The sequence below is a fragment of the Alteromonas sp. ABH4_454 genome (genome assembly GCF_056311775.1).
This window is the reverse complement of the sequence record NZ_CM149972.1, coordinates 430,306-448,717: the sequence shown is the minus strand read 5'-3', so window position 1 is coordinate 448,717 and position 18,412 is coordinate 430,306. Positions and strand designations below refer to the sequence as shown.

General features: G+C 45.2%; 17 protein-coding genes and 1 pseudogene. 13 read left to right on the top strand and 5 right to left on the bottom strand.

Features of this window, described 5'->3' with window-relative positions; translation table 11 throughout:
• Positions 1–76: 76 nt before the first annotated feature.
• From ACYX4W_RS01960 to rsd, 4 genes are read right to left on the bottom strand one after another with little or no spacing between them, the layout of a single operon-like run.
• Positions 77–514, bottom strand: coding sequence for a secondary thiamine-phosphate synthase enzyme YjbQ (locus ACYX4W_RS01960; protein ID WP_474804049.1), 438 nt, complete (start codon positions 512–514; stop codon positions 77–79).
• Positions 504–968 (bottom strand): chemotaxis protein CheX, encoded by a 465-nt coding sequence (locus ACYX4W_RS01955; protein ID WP_118491578.1) that lies wholly within the window; start codon positions 966–968, stop codon positions 504–506. Before ACYX4W_RS01955 ends, ACYX4W_RS01960 begins: the two co-directional genes overlap by 11 nt.
• Positions 958–1,431 (bottom strand): transcriptional repressor, encoded by a 474-nt coding sequence (locus ACYX4W_RS01950; protein ID WP_474804052.1) that lies wholly within the window; start codon positions 1,429–1,431, stop codon positions 958–960. The genes ACYX4W_RS01955 and ACYX4W_RS01950 overlap by 11 nt, the downstream gene beginning before the upstream one ends.
• A gap of 35 nt (positions 1,432–1,466) precedes the next feature.
• On the bottom strand, positions 1,467–1,931 hold the full coding sequence (rsd, locus tag ACYX4W_RS01945; RefSeq protein ID WP_474804055.1) for a sigma D regulator: 465 nt from the start codon (positions 1,929–1,931) through the stop codon (positions 1,467–1,469).
• 224 nt (positions 1,932–2,155) lie between these two features.
• On the opposite strand from rsd, the gene nudC reads away from it, so the two are divergent.
• From nudC to ACYX4W_RS01930, 3 genes are all read left to right on the top strand, one after another.
• On the top strand, positions 2,156–2,989 hold the full coding sequence (nudC, locus tag ACYX4W_RS01940; protein WP_474804058.1) for an NAD(+) diphosphatase: 834 nt from the start codon (positions 2,156–2,158) through the stop codon (positions 2,987–2,989).
• A gap of 266 nt (positions 2,990–3,255) precedes the next feature.
• Positions 3,256–4,347 (top strand): uroporphyrinogen decarboxylase, encoded by a 1,092-nt coding sequence (hemE, locus tag ACYX4W_RS01935; protein ID WP_179984851.1) that lies wholly within the window; start codon positions 3,256–3,258, stop codon positions 4,345–4,347.
• 23 nt (positions 4,348–4,370) lie between these two features.
• The gene (locus tag ACYX4W_RS01930) at positions 4,371–5,030 is read left to right on the top strand and encodes a hypothetical protein (RefSeq protein ID WP_476055583.1); all 660 of its coding nucleotides are present in this window, start codon (positions 4,371–4,373) and stop codon (positions 5,028–5,030) included.
• 41 nt (positions 5,031–5,071) lie between these two features.
• Here ACYX4W_RS01930 and queG read toward each other — a convergent pair whose 3' ends face one another.
• Positions 5,072–6,214 carry a tRNA epoxyqueuosine(34) reductase QueG gene (queG, locus tag ACYX4W_RS01925; RefSeq protein WP_476055584.1) on the bottom strand — a complete coding sequence of 381 codons (1,143 nt, stop codon included), beginning with the start codon at positions 6,212–6,214 and terminating at the stop codon, positions 5,072–5,074.
• A gap of 6 nt (positions 6,215–6,220) precedes the next feature.
• On the opposite strand from queG, the gene ACYX4W_RS01920 reads away from it, so the two are divergent.
• The 10 genes and pseudogenes from ACYX4W_RS01920 (at position 6,221) to ACYX4W_RS01875 (ending at position 18,242) form a co-directional block, all read left to right on the top strand.
• Positions 6,221–7,720, top strand: a complete 1,500-nt coding sequence (locus ACYX4W_RS01920) for an NAD(P)H-hydrate dehydratase (protein WP_476074520.1) — start codon at positions 6,221–6,223, stop codon at positions 7,718–7,720.
• Positions 7,721–7,789: 69 nt separating this feature from the next.
• The gene (gene tsaE / locus ACYX4W_RS01915) at positions 7,790–8,272 is read left to right on the top strand and encodes a tRNA (adenosine(37)-N6)-threonylcarbamoyltransferase complex ATPase subunit type 1 TsaE (RefSeq protein ID WP_476055586.1); all 483 of its coding nucleotides are present in this window, start codon (positions 7,790–7,792) and stop codon (positions 8,270–8,272) included.
• 85 nt (positions 8,273–8,357) lie between these two features.
• Complete coding sequence (locus ACYX4W_RS01910; protein WP_476056412.1) at positions 8,358–9,707, top strand: N-acetylmuramoyl-L-alanine amidase; 1,350 nt, start codon at positions 8,358–8,360, stop codon at positions 9,705–9,707.
• Positions 9,708–9,801: 94 nt separating this feature from the next.
• Positions 9,802–11,668, top strand: a pseudogene (mutL, locus tag ACYX4W_RS01905) (DNA mismatch repair endonuclease MutL).
• 43 nt (positions 11,669–11,711) lie between these two features.
• Entirely contained in the window at positions 11,712–12,605 is an 894-nt protein-coding gene (gene miaA, locus ACYX4W_RS01900) for a tRNA (adenosine(37)-N6)-dimethylallyltransferase MiaA (protein WP_476075429.1), read from the top strand.
• A gap of 78 nt (positions 12,606–12,683) precedes the next feature.
• Complete coding sequence (hfq, locus tag ACYX4W_RS01895; RefSeq protein ID WP_014951092.1) at positions 12,684–12,932, top strand: RNA chaperone Hfq; 249 nt, start codon at positions 12,684–12,686, stop codon at positions 12,930–12,932.
• A gap of 17 nt (positions 12,933–12,949) precedes the next feature.
• Positions 12,950–14,239 carry a ribosome rescue GTPase HflX gene (gene hflX, locus ACYX4W_RS01890; RefSeq protein WP_474804077.1) on the top strand — a complete coding sequence of 430 codons (1,290 nt, stop codon included), beginning with the start codon at positions 12,950–12,952 and terminating at the stop codon, positions 14,237–14,239.
• A 67-nt stretch (positions 14,240–14,306) separates the two neighbouring features.
• Positions 14,307–15,458, top strand: a complete 1,152-nt coding sequence (gene hflK / locus ACYX4W_RS01885) for an FtsH protease activity modulator HflK (RefSeq protein WP_474804079.1) — start codon at positions 14,307–14,309, stop codon at positions 15,456–15,458.
• A 5-nt stretch (positions 15,459–15,463) separates the two neighbouring features.
• Entirely contained in the window at positions 15,464–16,345 is an 882-nt protein-coding gene (hflC, locus tag ACYX4W_RS01880; protein ID WP_474804081.1) for a protease modulator HflC, read from the top strand.
• A 295-nt stretch (positions 16,346–16,640) separates the two neighbouring features.
• On the top strand, positions 16,641–18,242 hold the full coding sequence (locus ACYX4W_RS01875) for an AbgT family transporter (RefSeq protein WP_476074519.1): 1,602 nt from the start codon (positions 16,641–16,643) through the stop codon (positions 18,240–18,242).
• The last annotated feature ends 170 nt before the right edge of the window (positions 18,243–18,412 follow it).

Genomic DNA, 18,412 nt, shown 5'->3' with positions numbered 1-18,412 from the left:
GATTATCGATTTTAGATAATTTTGTGTTGTGCTTAGCGATATTTGCTAGCACAAATTGTGCCATTTATAATATGGGTTAGGCTGCGATCCCTTGTAATGTGGCAATAATTGTTCGTCTTCCACCATGATCTCGGTGTTCACCGAGCATGATACCCTGCCACGTGCCAAGTGCAAGTTTGCCTTGTTGGACAGGAATGGTAAGTTGACAGCCTAGTATACTCGATTTTAAGTGAGCAGGCATATCATCTTTACCTTCATAAGTATGCCTGAAAAAAGAAAGTTCTTCTTTTACACTATGGTTGAAGAAAGCTTCCATATCATGCCTTACTGTAGGGTCGGCATTTTCGTTTATCGTTAAGCTTGCGCTGGTATGCTGAAGCCATAGGTGTAGCAGCCCAACTTCAATATGGCGAATATTCGGTAGCGCAGATTCCACCTGGTCGGTTATTAGGTGAAATCCTCTGGGGTAACTGTCGAGTGTAATTTTTTCAGAGTGCCAGAAATTATTTGTCAAAACAGATTTCCAAATGCGCTAATCCCTCATCACACATAAAGGGGAGAATAATTTTAGCGCCATCAACCTGATGGCTGATAGTGTGTTGCTTTCCCGATACAACGATAGGTGTCGCCATTCCAAACTCGAACCCGCGTTCTGCAAGATCTCGTTTTGCGTTTCCGCAAATCATATTGGTAACTTCACCAACCATATCACCCACTTCAGCATCGAGTTTTTCAGGGCGCTCTCCAACCATTCGCTCCATAATTGTAAGGGCAAGTGATTCATCAAACGTGATAGACATAGAACCGCGAACGTCTGGACCTACCATGCCTATCAAACCAGAAACGTCACCTTTTGCGATATCACTCTGTTTGCGTTTGGGCTTGCCCGGTGTCAACTTTGTTTGTGCCATCGTTTCTAGCACGTTTAGCAGGCCGGCAATAAAAGGGTTCACAAAATCAGCATTCATGTACACTCTCCTGGTCAGTGTGCTCTTCGGTTTGTTGGCAGTCGGCACATAATCCATGGGCCTCGATCGTTTGTTTTGAGACTTTAAAGCCGTGCTGTTTGGCCTGATTATCGAGGGTATCTTGAAGACCTTCAGATTGTATCTCAGCAACATCACCACAGCTGTCACAAATTAAGAACTGAACGGGGTGGTTACATCCGAAATGGTAACAGGCTACGAACGCATTGGTAGACTCCAAGCGATGAATGAAACCAAAATCGAGAAGAAAATCTAAAGCGCGATACACGGTGGCAGGTTTTGCACTGGATTCCGTTTCTTTTAATGAGTCGAGTAGTTCATAAGCACCCATGGGGCCGTGCTTTGATACAAGAATCTCGTACACCTTTTCTCTAAGCGGTGTAAATCTAGCGCCGCGCTGTTCACAATACGCGCGTGCCTTATGGATAAGTGTGGTTTTGTTCATTGATGATAACCGTAAACTCGACTTTCATTGTTATATTAAAGCGTCACTTCTGGATCACGTTTGTTTGTGTGAACGTGAGCAATTAACTCATCTTCCAAGGCAAAACGCTCTTCTAATGTTTCTCCAAGCTTGGCTATGGCAGAATCGAAGCCTGCAGCCTGCTCGGGCGTCACTGCTTGCGCAAACGTATCATTGAATTCCAGTGCAGCGTCAGTGGTTTTTGTCAATCTGGGGTAAAGTTTATCACGCAGTTTTATACCTTCGATGTCGCTTTCAACTAAAATATCAAAAACTTCGAAATGGCCTGCAGAAAGGTAATCAAGTAAAGCACTACAAAAGCTCGCTATATCATCGGCATCGGGCAAGCATTCGCTATGGTTGTTAATGCCAGCAAGTTCACAGTACGAGACTAATAGGGCTTGCCTGTCTAACAGCCAACGGTCTACGACTTGGCTTTTGCCACCCCATTTAGATTTTACGCTTTCCAACTGTTGCAACATTGTATGTGCTACCCGTTTAGCGACAATAAGTTTCAGTATAACACCGTGCACTAGCGACACAAATTTTGCACGAAAAAGTTTGCAGTAAAAACATGGTGCTAAGGCAGACTAACACGCAGTGGACGGGTTATTTGTCCTGAATTTACAAATTTTGGTCAGAATGTACAGTAACCTTTATCAGCCCTAGTGTATTATGAAGTACAGAAGCGTAGGAGTAACACAAGATGATGATAAAGTTAGATGAAGGAAAGTTGTCCTCCCAGCAGGCGATGTGGGTGGTTTTTAGTCGTGGAAAAGTGCTAGTACAAGAATCATCAGAGTCTATTCCCGTTGCTTATCTGAGTGAAATTCCTTTCCTAGCGTCATATGTTAACGAAATACATCAACTCCCGCCGCTAAACGAAACAGCACACAGAGAATTACCTGTCTTTGTTGTAGATTTCGGCGCTGAACACATAGATGAACCCGGTTGGGAAAAAGTATCGCTTAGACAACTTTTGTTTGCAGAATACGACATTGCTTTTTCTGTTATTGGTAGAGCTTGGCAATACATTCACTTTTTGCGGACACACCAGTTTTGTGGCCAGTGCGGTGCGAAAACCGAGCGTGTAGATTGGGAGATGGCTATGCAGTGTTACCGCTGTCAGCATCGCACCTATCCAAGGGTGTCCCCATGTATTATCGTTTCTATTCACAACAATGAAAAAATACTATTAGCAAAAGGGGTTCGCCACAAGGAGTCTAATATGTATTCGACCCTTGCCGGCTTTGTTGAAAGCGGGGAGAGTTTAGAGCAAGCCGTCCATCGAGAAGTATTTGAAGAGGTTGGTGTAAAAGTTAAAAACTTGCGTTACTACAACAGCCAGCCTTGGCCGTTTCCTCACTCTCTTATGGTAGGTTTTATTGCTGAGTATGATGGCGGAGAAATTCGTTGCCAAGAAAACGAGATAGATGACGCACAGTGGTTCGAAGTGGATGCACTGCCGACTATTCCGCCTAAAGTGTCTATCGCTGGGCAGCTAATCGAGAAAACAGTGTCTCTCATCGGAGACAAATAAAAAACCCTGCCGAAGCAGGGTTTCAATACGTTTAGCACGGTCCCATAAAGGGCTTCTTTTGTTTAACGGTTATAGTAATAGCAAACACTCACTTTAAGTGCAAGTTACTTTTTAAACAATGTACAAGGAATGTTCGTCTTTAATTATCGACACTACGTCGATTTGTCATTAAAACATCGACTTTTTAATTCAGGTTTTAGCACACCTTGTTCAGAATGCTGGTATACTCCGCGGTTCAAATATATACAGTTATTTAGGTGAGTTATATGTCGCAAAATTTCCCCAGTGTTGATAAGCCCGCGTTGAAGAATGATCGTTACTTACGTGCATTACTTAAGCAGCCGGTTGATATGACACCTGTATGGATGATGCGACAAGCAGGACGTTACCTTCCAGAGTATAAAGCGACCCGTGCAGTAGCAGGCGACTTTATGTCGTTATGCAAAAATGCAGAGCTTGCCTGTGAAGTAACGCTGCAGCCTTTACGCCGCTTTCCTCTTGATGCTGCTATTCTTTTCTCTGATATTTTGACTATCCCAGATGCAATGGGGCTTGGTCTTTACTTCGAGACAGGTGAAGGTCCACGTTTTAAAAATCCAATCACATGCAAAGCGGACGTAGATAAAATTGGTCTGCCGGATCCAGAAGGTGAGCTGCAGTATGTAATGAATGCTGTTCGCACCATTCGCCGAGAGCTAAAAGGTGAGGTACCACTAATTGGCTTTTCTGGAAGCCCTTGGACACTAGCCACCTATATGATCGAAGGTGGTTCAAGTAAGGCCTTTACCAAAATTAAAAAAATGGCATTCGCGGAGCCAGCCACGCTGCACGCATTGTTAGCCAAACTAGCCGACTCGGTAACTGAGTACCTCAATGCTCAAATCGCAGCGGGCGCGCAGTCAGTCATGGTATTTGATACCTGGGGCGGCGTATTGTCTCCTCGTGACTATAAAGAGTTCTCGCTTCAATACATGGAGCGCATCGTAAGTGGGCTAACCCGTGAAAATGAAGGTCGTAAAGTGCCTGTTACCTTGTTCACTAAAAACGGTGGTATGTGGCTTGAGTCGATTGCGGCAACAGGTTGTGACGCAGTAGGTTTAGATTGGACTATCGATATTAAAGAAGCTCGAGCACGTATTGGCGATAAAGTCGCGCTTCAGGGCAACATGGACCCTTCTATGTTATACGCTCAGCCGCAAAGAATTGAACAGGAAGTGGCGTCTATTTTAGAAGGCTACGGCGAAGGAAGCGGTCACGTATTTAATTTAGGCCACGGAATTCATTTAGACGTACCACCTGAAAACGCCGGCGTGTTTGTTAACGCGGTGCACGACCTTAGTAAGCAATATCACAAGTAAGCGACTTCAATAAAGGAAGTGGAATGAAAGCGTGGCTTGTGTTGTTGCTGATAGCGTTTGCATTGGTAGCGGGGTATAAATTCTCTGGCTATCAACACCAACTCAGTGAATCCAATGCAGAGAAAGAGCGACTAACCAGTGTGTTAGCGCGCTCTCGCGCCACGGAAACCAGTGAACTTAAAGTCATTAAGCCTGCCGCTAAGTTAGTAAAGAACGAAGTCGCAACAACTAACTCTGGAATAAGTGTTGTTGATGAAGAGCAAGCTAGCGTACAGGCAACTGATAGTGTTCAACCTGGGACTCTTGACCCGTTTTATATGAAAACAGAGGGGTCACTCAATACCTTTTTTGCTTTACCTCCTAACAAAGAACGCTTTGTGTTGGAAACGGTAAAATGTGGAAATGGGCTTTGCGAAATAACCGGAGAGTACGATGGCTCTGAAACCGAATTATCTTTGGTTATAGAAGCGTTAGAGAGAGAACCATGGTGGCAATTTGGCTCACCGACTATTACTACTGAGGTTGCACAGCGCGGCCTAAGACTCAATGTTTCTTTTGTTGCTTCACAGTTGCCAAGCGCTCGCGTGCAAAATCGAAGCCGTGCCCAAGAGCAAAATCAAAATAGTGTTCAGTCTGACTCGGACAACCAAATTGCATCAGCCCAAATAACATCTGCGGGATAGCCTTTAACCTTAGGTTTATTGCTTGAATTTACATTCAAATCCTATGCGTCTCTAGGTAAGCCTTTTTCAACAACGCGAATAAGTCGAGCTTGCTGTCTACTGTCGGCGCTAGAGGCCTGTTGTTTGCTTTGCTGTTGCGCAATAGCCCAATCAATGTGCCTATCTACTAAGTCGCTTACACAGCCCCGTCTTTCTTCTAAAAGTTGAATACTATCTTCATTATAGGGGGCATTGCCTAACGCCACGGCGATGTTTCTCTGCCATTTCTCAAAGCCGATACGTCTGATAGGCGAGCCTTCGGTATTGCGTAAAAAGGTTTCTTCAGACCAACTAAACAAATCGTTAAGACTTTGACCATGCAATACCTGCCTAGGATGAAAGTCTTCTTCGCTAGTGATATCGGCGAAACGATTCCAAGGACAGACAAGCTGACAATCATCACAGCCGTAAATACGATTGCCCATTTTTGGTCGTAAGTCTTCGGGTATATCCTTATCCGACTCAATGGTGAGGTATGATATACAGCGTCGACCGTCCACTTTATAGGGGGCTACAATCGCGTTCGTGGGGCATATAGTCAAACACGCTGTGCAGCTTCCACAGCCTTCTTCGATAGGGGCATCCACTGGCAGCGGTAAATTAATAAAAAGCTCACCTAGGAAGAACCAAGAGCCCGCTTCTTTATTAAGTGTCAGGCTGTGCTTACCGGTCCAGCCAATACCCGCTTTTTCGGCGATGGCGTGTTCCAGAACTGGTGCTGAATCCACAAACGGGCGGTATTGGGTATGCGCAAGGGAGGTGGTTATTTTTTCGCCGAGCAGCTTTAAGCGCTTACGTAACACTTTGTGGTAGTCACGGCCTAACGCATAGCGGCTGATATAGCCTATTTCTGGATTCTTCAAATGCTTAGCAAACGAGGCATCAGGAGGTAAGTAATTCATGCGAACACTGATTACACGCAATGTACCTGGAACCAGTTCATCTGGCCGGGCACGCTTCATCCCATGGCTTTCCATAAAGGCCATATCACCGTGGTAGCCATTGTCTAACCATTCCTGTAGGCGTGACTCGTGCTGATGTAGATCAATATCGCTGATGCCAACCTGTTGAAAGCCTAGCGCTGTACCCCAAGCCTTGATATTGTTGGTCAATTCAACAAGGTCGATAGAACTAATTTCGGACATTTGCTTATGCTAGATACTCAATTAACGTCAAGTTTATCATACAAACTATTTCGGGCCGATCAGGTTAGGGAAAATGAAGGGCAAGCCGCCGCCGACTCTGGCTGTGATATGTTCACCTTAATGCAAAGAGCCGGTGACGTGGTATTTAAACAATGCTTAGAGCTAATGCCTAATTCAGACGTTTATTTAGTATTGGTGGGCCAAGGTAATAATGCGGGCGATGGCTACATTGCAGCAATCAACGCAAAACTCGCGGGTAAGCAAGTTCACCTATGTGCGGTAGAGCCTGAACGTACTCTCGACGGCGATGCGGGTAAAGCACAGCAGCGCTGGCTTGATGCTGGCGGCAGCGTTAATGGGTTTGATGCGGCGTTATTGGACAAATCAGATGTAGTTATTGATGCGCTTCTTGGTACAGGTATTAACAGTTATATACGCAATGAGTTTGCTGATGTTATCGATGCCGTAAACTCGTCATCGACCCCCGTGGTGAGCGTGGATGTGCCCTCAGGACTAGATGCTAACACAGGTCAAAGTCTAGGACGCTGTGTTCAGGCTGATATAACGGTGACCTTTGTGGGTATAAAGCCCGGGCTTGTCACAGGTGCGGGCAAACAATCATGCGGCAAATTGGTTTACGCTGATTTGGGTATAGGTAAAGCCTTCCAAGCATTAGCCAAAGCTAGCGCGACCATGCTGAATATCGATCACTTCAAGGGAATGGGTCCTCGGGAGATCAACAGCCACAAAGGCACTTACGGGCGACTGTTATGCATTGGCGGAAACCGAGGTACTGCAGGGGCAATTCGACTTGCCAGCGAAGCGGCCCTTCGAAGTGGCGCGGGTATGGTTCGAGTGTATACCCATGAATCGTCGGTAGTTCAGGTAAGTGCAGGCAGACCTGAACTTATGGTGACCGACTTCAATTTGGAAGATGCATTAGCTTGGGCGACTTGCGTAGTTATCGGGCCAGGTCTTGGGCAAGATGAATGGGCCAAAGAAGCATTCGAAACCACAATGAAACATTGCCAAAATCAGAATAAGCCTGTAGTTGTCGATGCTGACGCGCTCAATCTTTTGTGCCAACAGTCCACAGCGTACACCTTGTCAGACAGTATATTAACGCCTCACGCGGGTGAAGCTGCGCGCTTACTGGGTGTTTCTATTGACGATGTAGAGAGCGATCGTTTCAACTATGCAAGACAATGTTCACAGCGATATCACGCCGTTTGTGTACTGAAAGGGGCAGGCACACTTATCGACAATGAAAAGAAAACCTGGGTTTGCCGTCACGGTAACCCCGGCATGGCAACGGCAGGAAGTGGTGATGTGCTAAGCGGAATTTTAGGCGCACTGCTTGCGCAAGGCGTTGAAACAGATATTGCAGCAAAATATGGCGTAGTGCTTCATGCTAAGGCTGGTGATGATATTGCCCAACTGTATGGTCAACGTGGTATGATAGCGAGTGATTTGTTCGACGCAGTACGTGCGCTTATCAACCACTAAATAGGTTGGTTTTGTCTTAAACGGGCAGGCATCTACTGTGTTTCTTTATACTACTGTGGAATATTGTTGATGTCTTACCCGCATACCTCTTTTTTTGCTAATGAAGTAGATGATACTGCTCAGCTTGCCAGGGATTTAGCGCAAGCGGTTTCGAGTCAACTCCCTACCGATGCTGTTATTTATCTTGACGGCGACTTAGGGGCAGGGAAAACAACATTTAGCCGTTATTTTATTCAGTCCCTAGGTCATTCAGGTAGCGTTAAAAGTCCAACCTATACATTGGTTGAACCTTATGAGTTGGATAGCGTCAATATTTATCATTTCGATTTGTATCGCTTGGCCGATCCGGAAGAACTAGAGTTCATGGGAATTCGAGATTACTTCGGCTCCGGGGCAATCGCGCTTATTGAATGGTCGGAAAAAGGCGGCGAATACTTGGCATCCCCAGACTTAGTGATTAGTATAAATATTACACCAGCGGGTAGGCAGTTCAATTTGGAAGCGAAAAGTGCCCACGGTGCTAAATTGCTTCAGCAATGCAAACGCGTGTAGCGAATATTTGAGCTGAAAGAGACATTGAACAATTAGTGGCTCCGACGTTTACGAGAGCGGCATGACAATAACAAAAAGGCTAATTATGGTGCGCAGTATAGTTTCGGTATTATTCTTGTGTTTCGTAGTGCAGTTTGCACACGGCGCACAAAATAACATCGACGGAGTAAGGATATGGCCGTCGCCGGACAATACACGTGTCGTTTTCGATATGAAAGCCGCGCCAGAATTCACCTATTTCACCCTCAAAAATCCCCTTAGACTGGTTATCGATCTTAAAAATACCAGCGATTCAGCAAAGCTTTCAGGCTTAGAAAATAGCGGAGATTTAATCAAAAAGCTGCGCTATTCAACGCCTAAAAATAAGTCATCTGCTAGGATAGTTGTCGAACTTAACAGAAATACAAAGCCCTCGTTGTTTGCTGTAACGCCCGACGGCTCTCTTGGGCACAGGCTTGTGGTTGATTTGCCCGACAGTGCACCTAAAACATCCGCAACACTGTCGGCATCGACATCAACGGGCTCAGTAGTGATTGACGATAAAAGTAGCGCACGTGATAGAGATATTATTGTCGCCATTGATGCTGGGCACGGTGGACATGACCCAGGCTCAGTTGGGCCCGCAGGAACATATGAAAAGCATATCACGTTGAGCATAGCCAAAAAGCTTGAAAGCAAGATCAATCGGGAACCCGGTATGCGTGCAATAATGACACGCGGCAGTGACTATTATGTATCACCTAACCGTCGCCCTGAAATTGCCAGAGAGAAAAAAGCCGACTTACTTATCTCTATCCACGCCGATGCGTTTAGTCAGCCACAACCGCGAGGCGGCTCGGTATGGGTACTCTCAACGCGCAGAGCTGACACCGAACTAGGCCGTTGGTTAGAAAAATCAGAGCGTCACTCTGAGCTGTTAGGCGGAGCTGCTGAAGTCATTAATGATAAATCTAGCGAAAGATACCTTACGGAAACTATTCTGGGCTTATCTATGGATCACAGCATGGCGACTAGTCATGACTTAGGCAATAAAGTGGTAGAAGAACTAAAGCAAGTGACCAGTCTTCATAAAAGAAAGCCACAAGCTGCAAGCTTTGCCGTGTTAACTGCGCCCGATATCCCTTCAATTTTGGTTGAAGTTGGTTTTATATCGAACCCGCAAGAAGAGAAAAACCTAAACTGGTCTAAACATCGCGAACGCTTAGCGAATGCAATGTTTAATGCGACTAAGCGTTACTTCAAGCAAGTTCCCCCTGATGGTACACTATGGGCACAAGAAAGGGCGAACAACCGTACGCACAAAGTAAGAAGCGGCGAGTCGCTTTCACTATTGGCACAGCGCTATAACGTGAAAGTAAGCAGCATTAAAGCAGCTAATGATCTCTCAAGTGATGTTGTACGCGTTGGGCAGGTACTAAATATTCCGAGAACATAAACCCGGGTTTTGTTTCATCGGCTTTTTCAGCGCTCGTTGCACTTACATGTTGTATCGCCACCAATCCATACAGTTATTATCATAGGGTAGCCCTTTGCCTATACAGCTTTTATCTCCCCAACTCGCTAACCAAATTGCCGCTGGTGAAGTGGTTGAACGACCTGCCTCTGTCGTGAAAGAGACTGCTGGAAAACAGCCTCGATGCCGGCGCTACCAAAATAGAGATCGATATTGAAAAAGGCGGCCACAAGCGCATTCGAATAAAAGACAATGGGTCAGGCATTGTAAAAAGTGAACTGCAGTTGGCATTGAGTCGCCATGCGACAAGTAAAATTACTACCCTTGATGACTTAGAACAAATTTTGTCCCTTGGTTTTCGCGGTGAAGCACTTGCTAGTATTAGTTCGGTGAGTAGGTTGACTCTGACATCTCGAACAGAGTCTCAAGCCGAGGCATGGCAGGCGTATTGTGAGGGCAGGGAAATGGCGGTAAATATTCAGCCAGCGGCCCACCCTGTTGGCACCACCATTGATGTAGCAGACCTGTTTTACAACACGCCAGCAAGACGTAAGTTTTTACGCACTGAAAAAACCGAATTTCAGCATATCGAAGACGTTATTAAGCGTATTGCGTTAAGTTACCCCAAAGTTTCTTTTGTTTTAAAGCACAACGACAAAGTGATTAAGCGCTTTATCGCCGACAAAGAAGGCAGCTTACAAACACGGATAGGCGCCGTAGTTGGGCAGAAGTTTGTTCAAAATGCTGTGCACATAAATACGGAATATGAAGGTCTTCACATAGACGCATGGCTCGGCAACGAAGCTATGTTGCGCAGCAGCAATGATTGCCAGTTTAGTTTTGTGAACGGTAGGGGCATGCGCGACAAGCTTATTATGCATGCTATCCGGCAAGCGTATGAAAGCGTCTGGGGCGTTATCGAGCAACCGAGCTTTGTGGTGTATTTAGATGTTAATCCTAAAGATGTTGATGTGAATGTTCATCCTGCTAAGCACGAAGTTAGGTTTCAGCAAGGCAGGCTGGTGCATGACTTTATCTGTAAAACGGTGAGTGATGCACTACACGCCATGACCGACGAGCAGCCACTGACAGGAATAGATACAAATCGCGCTTCGGGCTCTGATTTCATGGCTACACAGGTAGAACACGACTACATTAGGCCCCTACAAGAACAAACGCCTGATAACGCACGCGCTTTTAATGAAACCTCTCATTATCCTGCGGGGGCATATTCGCAAAATGATACGCAGAGTAACGGTCAATATCCCGGCAGTGCGAAACCTTCGTCAGCGGGAAGCTTTAGTGGGGGCGGCGGCGCTAAGCTTTTGCAAGGCAGAGGGCAAAGTCGAGGGCCAGGCGCGGCTTATCAATCTAGTTATAACGCCTTAATGACGCCAAATAGTAACATCGCCGATAGTGATAACGGCGAACAGCGGGCTCATGCTCACGTTAATCTTTCTCCCTTGTGTAGAATTTACCCAAAATCAGAAAAAATTTACCTTCTTTTTGCAACTAAAGTTGCAAGTATCTGGTTAAGCGAACTATTTTTAAAAGCGAAGCATGGGCAGCCGCTATTGATGCCTGTCGCCGTTTCACTTGAAAATGTGGATGAAAAGCTTGTCGAATTATTAAACGCATCGCATTTTGAAATTAACAAGGTAGCTGGAAAGTACCGCTTGCAGCAGGTGCCTGCCGGAACAAGGCATTTACCTTGGCTAAAATGGTTTGAATCCTTTTTATCCATCAAGGGTAGCGGTGAATTAGATTCTTTTGAAGGTGCGATGTCATCGCTCGTTTTAAAAGAGCAAGTGTTCGACGACGATGTATCAAATATGCTCTGGTACTGGTTGGATCAGCAAAGCGAAGCGAAACAATGGGAAATTATTGAGCAATTTGCTAAAGTGCGCCCCTTAAATTTAGTGCTAGATGTGTGGGGAGAATAACGTGTCCAATGGCATAAATTCTGCATTACCTGTAATAGCAATTATGGGCCCCACAGCGTCAGGCAAGACGGGGTTGGCGTTAGATATAGCAGTTCAGGTCGATAGTGAAGTAATTAGTGTAGATTCAGCCCTTGTATACAAAGGCATGGATATTGGCACAGCGAAGCCGACGCAGGAAGAGCAAGCGGGGGTAGTGCACCACTTAATTGATATTATCGACCCGGCAGATAGCTATTCGGTGTCGCAATTTGTAAACGATACGAATGGGCTTATCGGCGATATTTTAGCTCGAGGCAAGGTGCCAATTCTGGCTGGAGGTACAATGATGTACTTTAATGCCTTGATAAATGGAATTTCGCCACTACCTAAGTCAGATGAAAAGATACGAGATGATATAACACAGCAGGCACAACGCTTGGGTTGGTCTAAATTACACGATGAATTACGTGGTGTAGACCCAATCAGTGGTGAGAGAATCCACCCCAATGACCCACAGCGTATTACTCGTGCACTGGAAGTGTATAGAAGTACCGGCAAGACGTTGACATATTGGCAACAACAAGAGGGTGAAAAGTGCCCTTATAACATTGCACAATTTGCCATAGCGCCCGCAGACAGGGCAGTGTTGCACGAACGGATCGCGACCCGGTTCGATATGATGTTAGAGCAAGGGTTCGAAAAAGAAGTATCGAAACTTTATGAACGCAGTGATCTACATGAAGATCTACCTTCTATACGTTCAGTAGGGTATCGACAAATGTGGCAGTACCTAGACGGCCAATTGAGTTACGCAGAAATGCGTGAAAGAGGTATTATCGCTACAAGGCAGCTTGCCAAGCGTCAGCTTACGTGGTTACGGGGCTGGGAGCAGGTTACATGGCTTGACACATTTGCTAACGATAATTTGATTAAAATTACAGCGAAAGTCACACTTTAAATGTTTGAGTGTGGTATACATTAGACGTGCAGTGATAGTGAAATTTCTATCATGAATAATAAAAACTAAGGATATCAAATGGCTAAAGGGCAATCTTTACAAGACCCATTCTTGAACGCTTTGCGTAAGGAACGTATTCCAGTATCAATTTATCTGGTAAACGGTATTAAACTTCAGGGGCAGGTTGAATCATTCGACCAGTTCGTTATTTTACTGAAGAACACAGTAAGCCAAATGGTGTATAAGCACGCGATTTCTACTGTTGTTCCAGCACGCGCTATCACTATGCCTAGCGCAGGAGATTCTGAAAATACTAAAGGTGAATAATTTAAAAGGTAACGCGCTTGTTTGACCGTTATGAAGCCGGTGAACAGGCTGTACTTGTTCATGTTAATTTTTCCGACGAGAACAGTAAAGAAGACTTAAGTGAGCTTGAATTACTTGTGTCTTCAGCAGGGGTAAATGCGGTCGAAGTCATCACGACGTCACGCAGTGCGCCTCATGCTAAGTTTTTTGTCGGATCAGGTAAGGCAGAGGAAATAGCAGCAGCGGTAAAAGCACACGATGCCAACGTTGTTATTTTTAACCACGCGCTTTCTCCTTCTCAGGAGCGTAATTTAGAAGCGGTGTGTAAATGCCGGGTGTTAGATAGAACAGGGCTTATTCTCGATATTTTCGCGCAGCGCGCGCGAACTCACGAGGGTAAGCTTCAGGTTGAACTAGCCCAGTTGAGACATATCTCAACCCGTCTCATCAGAGGATGGACTCACCTTGAGCGTCAAAAAGGTGGTATTGGTCTTCGCGGTCCGGGTGAGACACAGCTAGAAACTGACCGTCGATTGCTTCGTGGTCGTATCAAAGCCATTCTTCGTCGCTTGGAAAAAGTGCAAAAGCAGCGTGAGCAAGGTCGTCGCTCGCGCAAACGCGCTGAAATTCCAACGGTATCCTTAGTTGGCTATACGAATGCGGGAAAGTCGACGCTATTTAACACCATTACCGACTCACACGTTTACGCTGCTGACCAGTTGTTCGCAACGCTAGATCCTACGTTACGTAAAATCGAGTTAAAAGATGTTGGCCCCGCAATTTTGGCCGATACGGTTGGTTTTATTCGTCATCTTCCCCACGACCTAGTTGCTGCGTTTAAAGCAACGCTTCAAGAAACACAAGAAGCTGATTTACTGCTTCATGTTGTCGATATTGCCGATGCAAAATACCGTGAAACCATGGATGAGGTGAACGACGTACTTGAAGAAATTGAAGCAGGTGACATTCAACAATTACTAATCTGTAATAAGATTGATAAACTAGACGACGTTCAGCCGCGTATAGAAAGAAATGACGAAGGCGTTCCCGTTAGAGTGTGGTTGTCTGCACAGACGGGTGAAGGGACGGAATTGTTAAGCCAAGCTTTGACTGAATGTTTAGCTAAAAGCATGGTGAACTATACGTTGAAGATTCCACCCGCACAAAGTCAATTGCGTGGCGTGTTGTTCGAGCTAAACTGTATTGCAAGCGAAGAATACGACAGTCAGGGAGACTGGGTAGTTGATGTAAGAATGCCCACTGCCGATTGGAACAGGCTTGAAAAACGTCTGGAAAACGGAATATCAGAGTATGTTGTGCGACATTAAGCAGTGCTAAACACTGTATTGAGCATGCAAAATTCAAAAATATAACAGTAATCTATGGAGTATCAGCATGGCTTGGAATGAGCCGGGTGGCAATAATAACGACCCGTGGAAGAATCGCGGTGGGAAAGAGCAAGGTCCCCCAGATTTGGACGATGTTTTTAAAAACTTATTTGGTAAGTTTGGAAAGTCAGGTGGCAACGGTGGTGGTTCAGGCAAAAGCCTAGGCGGCATCGGTGCTGGTATTCTAGTAGGTTTACTTGTCGTGATCTGGTTCATTAGTGGTTTTTATACCATTCGTGAAGCTGAGCGCGGCGTAGTCCTTCGTTTTGGTGAGTATCACCAACAAGTTGAGCCGGGTCTTCGCTGGGCGCCTACGTTCATCGACTCTGTTATTCCTGTTGATGTTCAATCAATACGCGATCAGTCGTCATCAGGCTCTATGCTTACTGAAGATGAAAACGTAGTGAGCGTTCAAATGGAAATGCAATTTCGCGTTGTTGATCCATACCGTTGGACGTTTGCCGTTGAAAGCCCTGAGCAAAGCTTAAGTCAATCTCTTGATAGCGCTATCCGTTATGTGGTTGGTCATTCTACAATGGATGACGTTTTGACTGACGGACGTGAAGTAACCCGTCAGCGTGTATGGGAAGAACTACAAGCTATCATCGAACCATACAATATGGGTGTTTCTATCATTGATATGAACTTCCGTGATGCTCGTCCACCTGAGCAAGTTAAAGATGCATTCGATGATGCTATCGCTGCCCAGGAAGACGAACAGCGTTTCATTCGTGAAGCAGAAGCTTATGCTAGAGAAATTGAGCCTCGTGCACGCGGTCAAGTCAATCGCATGAATGAAGAAGCTCAAGCCTATAAAGAGCGCGTTACGCTAGAGGCACAAGGTGAAGTGGCTCGCTTTAAAGAGCTGCTTCCTCAATACGAACGCGCCCCTAAGGTTACTCGCGAGCGTATTTACCTTGAAACCATGGAAGAAGTACTTAGCAATACCAGCAAAATCATGGTTGATAGCAAAGGTGGCAATAACATGATGTATCTACCGCTAGATAAAATTATGGAACGCCAGCAATCTACAAGTAACAAAAATACGCGCAACACGCTGGAAGGCTTACAAGCACCAGTAACCGATGCTAATGGCCGCAGCCGCAACAGTTCGCCAAGTTCAGGCTTGCGTGGCGATAGCTACAGAGAAGGGAGATAAGCATAATGAAGAATATTTTTATTGCAGCATTCGTTCTTCTTGTTTTGCTTGCATCAGGTTCTCTGTTTGCAGTTAAAGAGGGCGAACGCGCTATTGTTATTCAGTTTGGTAAAGTTCAAAGAGACGACGCGACTGGCGATACGAAAGTGTTCGAACCAGGTCTTCATTTTAAACTTCCGTTTATCGATTCAGTACGTGTGCTTGATGCGCGTATTCAAACGTTAGATGGTTCACCAGACCGCTTTGTAACAAGCGAGAAAAAAGACCTTATCGTTGATTCTTACGTTAAATGGCGTATTGAAGACTTTGCCCGTTACTACCTATCAACAGGCGGTAATAAGCTTCAAGCCGAAGCACTACTAAAGCAAAAAGTGAACAATGGTCTACGTTCAGAGTTTGGTACACGTACTATCGCGCAAATCGTTTCTGGCGAGCGTTCAGCATTAATGAACCAAGCAATGGAACAGGCGTCTACATCATCAGACGAGCTAGGCATTGAAATTGTTGACGTACGCGTTAAGCAAATCAACCTACCTACTGAAGTGAGTAACTCTATCTTCCAACGTATGCGCGCAGAGCGTGCTGCTGTTGCTCGTGAGCACCGTTCAGAAGGTCAGGAACAAGCTGAAGTAATTAAAGCTAACATTGATGCAAAAGTAACAGTAATGCTAGCAGATGCTGAGCGTAATGCTCGTCAATTGCGTGGTGAAGGTGATGCGATTGCAGCTCAAATTTACGCTGACGCTTATTCTAAGAATGCAGATTTCTACAGCTTCTTGCGTAGTATGGATGCATATAAAGAGAGCTTTAACAGCAAACAAGACGTTATGGTAATTGCACCTGACAGTGACTTCTTTAAGTATATGAATCAGTCTAACGGCAACTAAAAACCAAATGTTTTTATAAATATAAAGGCCAGTCTTTTAGACTGGCTTTTTTATATCCACTCGAAAGGTAACTTGCTGATTCACAGAGGCTATTTTTTTATTTCACGAGGCCAATTTGGCAAAGTGTACAGTGAGTTTACCTCTCATTTTCCCTATCCACTGCCAAATTTTCACTAAATCGGGTAAAATACCGCCTGAATATTATTAAAACACGTCACTCATTAAGTACGAAGTTAGCGCCGTCCCAGCGATAACTTTGATGCAGTAGGCGTAAATAAACGACAGAGGGAAGATTTTGACAACGGAAAACAAGAGTACAGCGTCTGCCGATAATAACGGCGGACAAGGTGGGTTATTCTCGCGATTTCTCGCTACGGTGGAATGGTTAGGAAATCTACTTCCACACCCAGTAACATTATTTGCGCTGCTTTCACTTTTCATAGTGGTACTAAGCGGCATATTAGGTTACTTCGACATTGCGGTTGCCGACCCTCGCCCTGTTGGTGCGAAGGGGCGTGAAGAAGACGGCATGATTGAAGTCATATCGTTAATGAGCGCAGAAGGTTTGCAGCGAATAGTGACTGGGCTTGTCACTAACTTCACCGGGTTTGCGCCACTTGGCACCGTGCTTGTTGCCCTTCTTGGTGTATCGGTAGCTGAACATTCGGGCCTTTTGTCGGCAGCAATGCGCGCATTAGTTATGAATGCTTCAAAACGCGCTGTAACCTTTGCTATTGTTTTCGCCGGCATTATTTCAAACACTGCCTCTGAGTTCGGTTACGTGGTGCTCATTCCGCTTGCAGCGATGATTTTCCACTCTCTAGGACGCCACCCGCTAGCCGGTCTTGCGGCGGCCTTTGCAGGTGTTTCTGCAGGTTACAGTGCAAACCTATTGTTAGGGACGGTCGACCCACTATTGTCCGGCATAACAGAAGCGGCAGCGCATATGATTGACCCTGATTACATGGTTGGGCCAGAAGTAAACTGGTACTTTATGTTTATCAGTACTTTTGTAGTGGCCACTATGGGGGCGCTAGTTACTGAAAAAGTGGTAGAGCCAAGACTGGGAAAGTTTGACCCATCTGAGGCATCAATCGATTTAGGTAAGCAATCAATGGATGCGCCTACAGACTTAGAAAAGAAAGGTCTGCGTTGGGCGGGAATATCTTTTGTTGTGGTTTGCGCAATACTGGCGTTAACAGTAGTACCTGAAAACGGTATTTTGCGTCACCCTGAAACGGGTGAAGTGGCGGGCTCTCCGTTCCTTAAAGGCATTGTTGCCTTCATCTTCATTACTTTTGCCATTCCAGGTTTTGTTTACGGTAAAGTGACTAAGTCGATGAAAAATGACAAAGACGTTATTGATGCCATGTCTAAAAGCATGGGCGCTATGGGTCTTTACATAACGTTAGTATTTTTCGCTGCGCAATTTGTTGCGTTCTTTAAATGGACGAACTTAGGCACAGTATTAGCCGTTAAAGGTGCTGCACTATTGCAAGCGGCAGGGTTAGATGGCCCAGCCGTATTTATCCTATTCATATTGATGTGTGGTGTGGTTAACTTATCGTTAGGTAGTGCATCTGCGCAGTGGGCAGTAACGGCGCCTATTTTCGTACCTATGCTTATGTTAATTGGGTACGCGCCAGAAGTTATTCAGGCGGCTTATCGTATTGGTGATTCAGTAACTAACGTTATAGCACCTATGATGAGCTACTTTGGACTTATCCTTGCCATGGCCGCTAGATACAAAAAAGACTTAGGTATGGGCACGCTTATTGCCATGATGTTGCCTTACTCTATGGTCTTCATAGTAGGTTGGACTATCTTATTTTACATCTGGGTATTTTTACTTGGCATGCCGGTAGGTCCGGGCGCAGCCACTTACTATCAGCCCTAAGTAAATAATTAGCTTTATTGCCACAATATTTATTAGGTGGCAGTTAAACAGCGGTATGTGTTTTTAAATATTATTTTTAAACATATGCCGCTTTTTTAATGCCTAAAATCTATTAGTGCAATCGTAGTTTTTTGGCGTTATAGCAGATCATAATCTAAGGTAATTCAGTA

Excerpts from the sequence above, each read along its gene's own strand:
- tsaE (WP_476055586.1), top strand. The coding sequence starts at position 7,790 with ATGTCTTACCCGCATACCTCTTTTTTTGCTAATGAAGTAGATGATACT.
- ACYX4W_RS01920 (WP_476074520.1), top strand. The coding sequence starts at position 6,221 with ATGCTAGATACTCAATTAACGTCAAGTTTATCATACAAACTATTTCGG.
- hflK (WP_474804079.1), top strand. The coding sequence starts at position 14,307 with ATGGCTTGGAATGAGCCGGGTGGCAATAATAACGACCCGTGGAAGAAT.
- ACYX4W_RS01930 (WP_476055583.1), top strand. The coding sequence starts at position 4,371 with ATGAAAGCGTGGCTTGTGTTGTTGCTGATAGCGTTTGCATTGGTAGCG.
- queG (WP_476055584.1), bottom strand. The coding sequence starts at position 6,214 with ATGTCCGAAATTAGTTCTATCGACCTTGTTGAATTGACCAACAATATC.
- miaA (WP_476075429.1), top strand. The coding sequence starts at position 11,712 with ATGGGCCCCACAGCGTCAGGCAAGACGGGGTTGGCGTTAGATATAGCA.
- hemE (WP_179984851.1), top strand. The coding sequence starts at position 3,256 with ATGTCGCAAAATTTCCCCAGTGTTGATAAGCCCGCGTTGAAGAATGAT.
- ACYX4W_RS01955 (WP_118491578.1), bottom strand. The coding sequence starts at position 968 with ATGAATGCTGATTTTGTGAACCCTTTTATTGCCGGCCTGCTAAACGTG.
- ACYX4W_RS01950 (WP_474804052.1), bottom strand. The coding sequence starts at position 1,431 with ATGAACAAAACCACACTTATCCATAAGGCACGCGCGTATTGTGAACAG.
- rsd (WP_474804055.1), bottom strand. The coding sequence starts at position 1,931 with ATGTTGCAACAGTTGGAAAGCGTAAAATCTAAATGGGGTGGCAAAAGC.
- hfq (WP_014951092.1), top strand. The coding sequence starts at position 12,684 with ATGGCTAAAGGGCAATCTTTACAAGACCCATTCTTGAACGCTTTGCGT.
- nudC (WP_474804058.1), top strand. The coding sequence starts at position 2,156 with ATGATGATAAAGTTAGATGAAGGAAAGTTGTCCTCCCAGCAGGCGATG.
- ACYX4W_RS01910 (WP_476056412.1), top strand. The coding sequence starts at position 8,358 with ATGGTGCGCAGTATAGTTTCGGTATTATTCTTGTGTTTCGTAGTGCAG.
- hflC (WP_474804081.1), top strand. The coding sequence starts at position 15,464 with ATGAAGAATATTTTTATTGCAGCATTCGTTCTTCTTGTTTTGCTTGCA.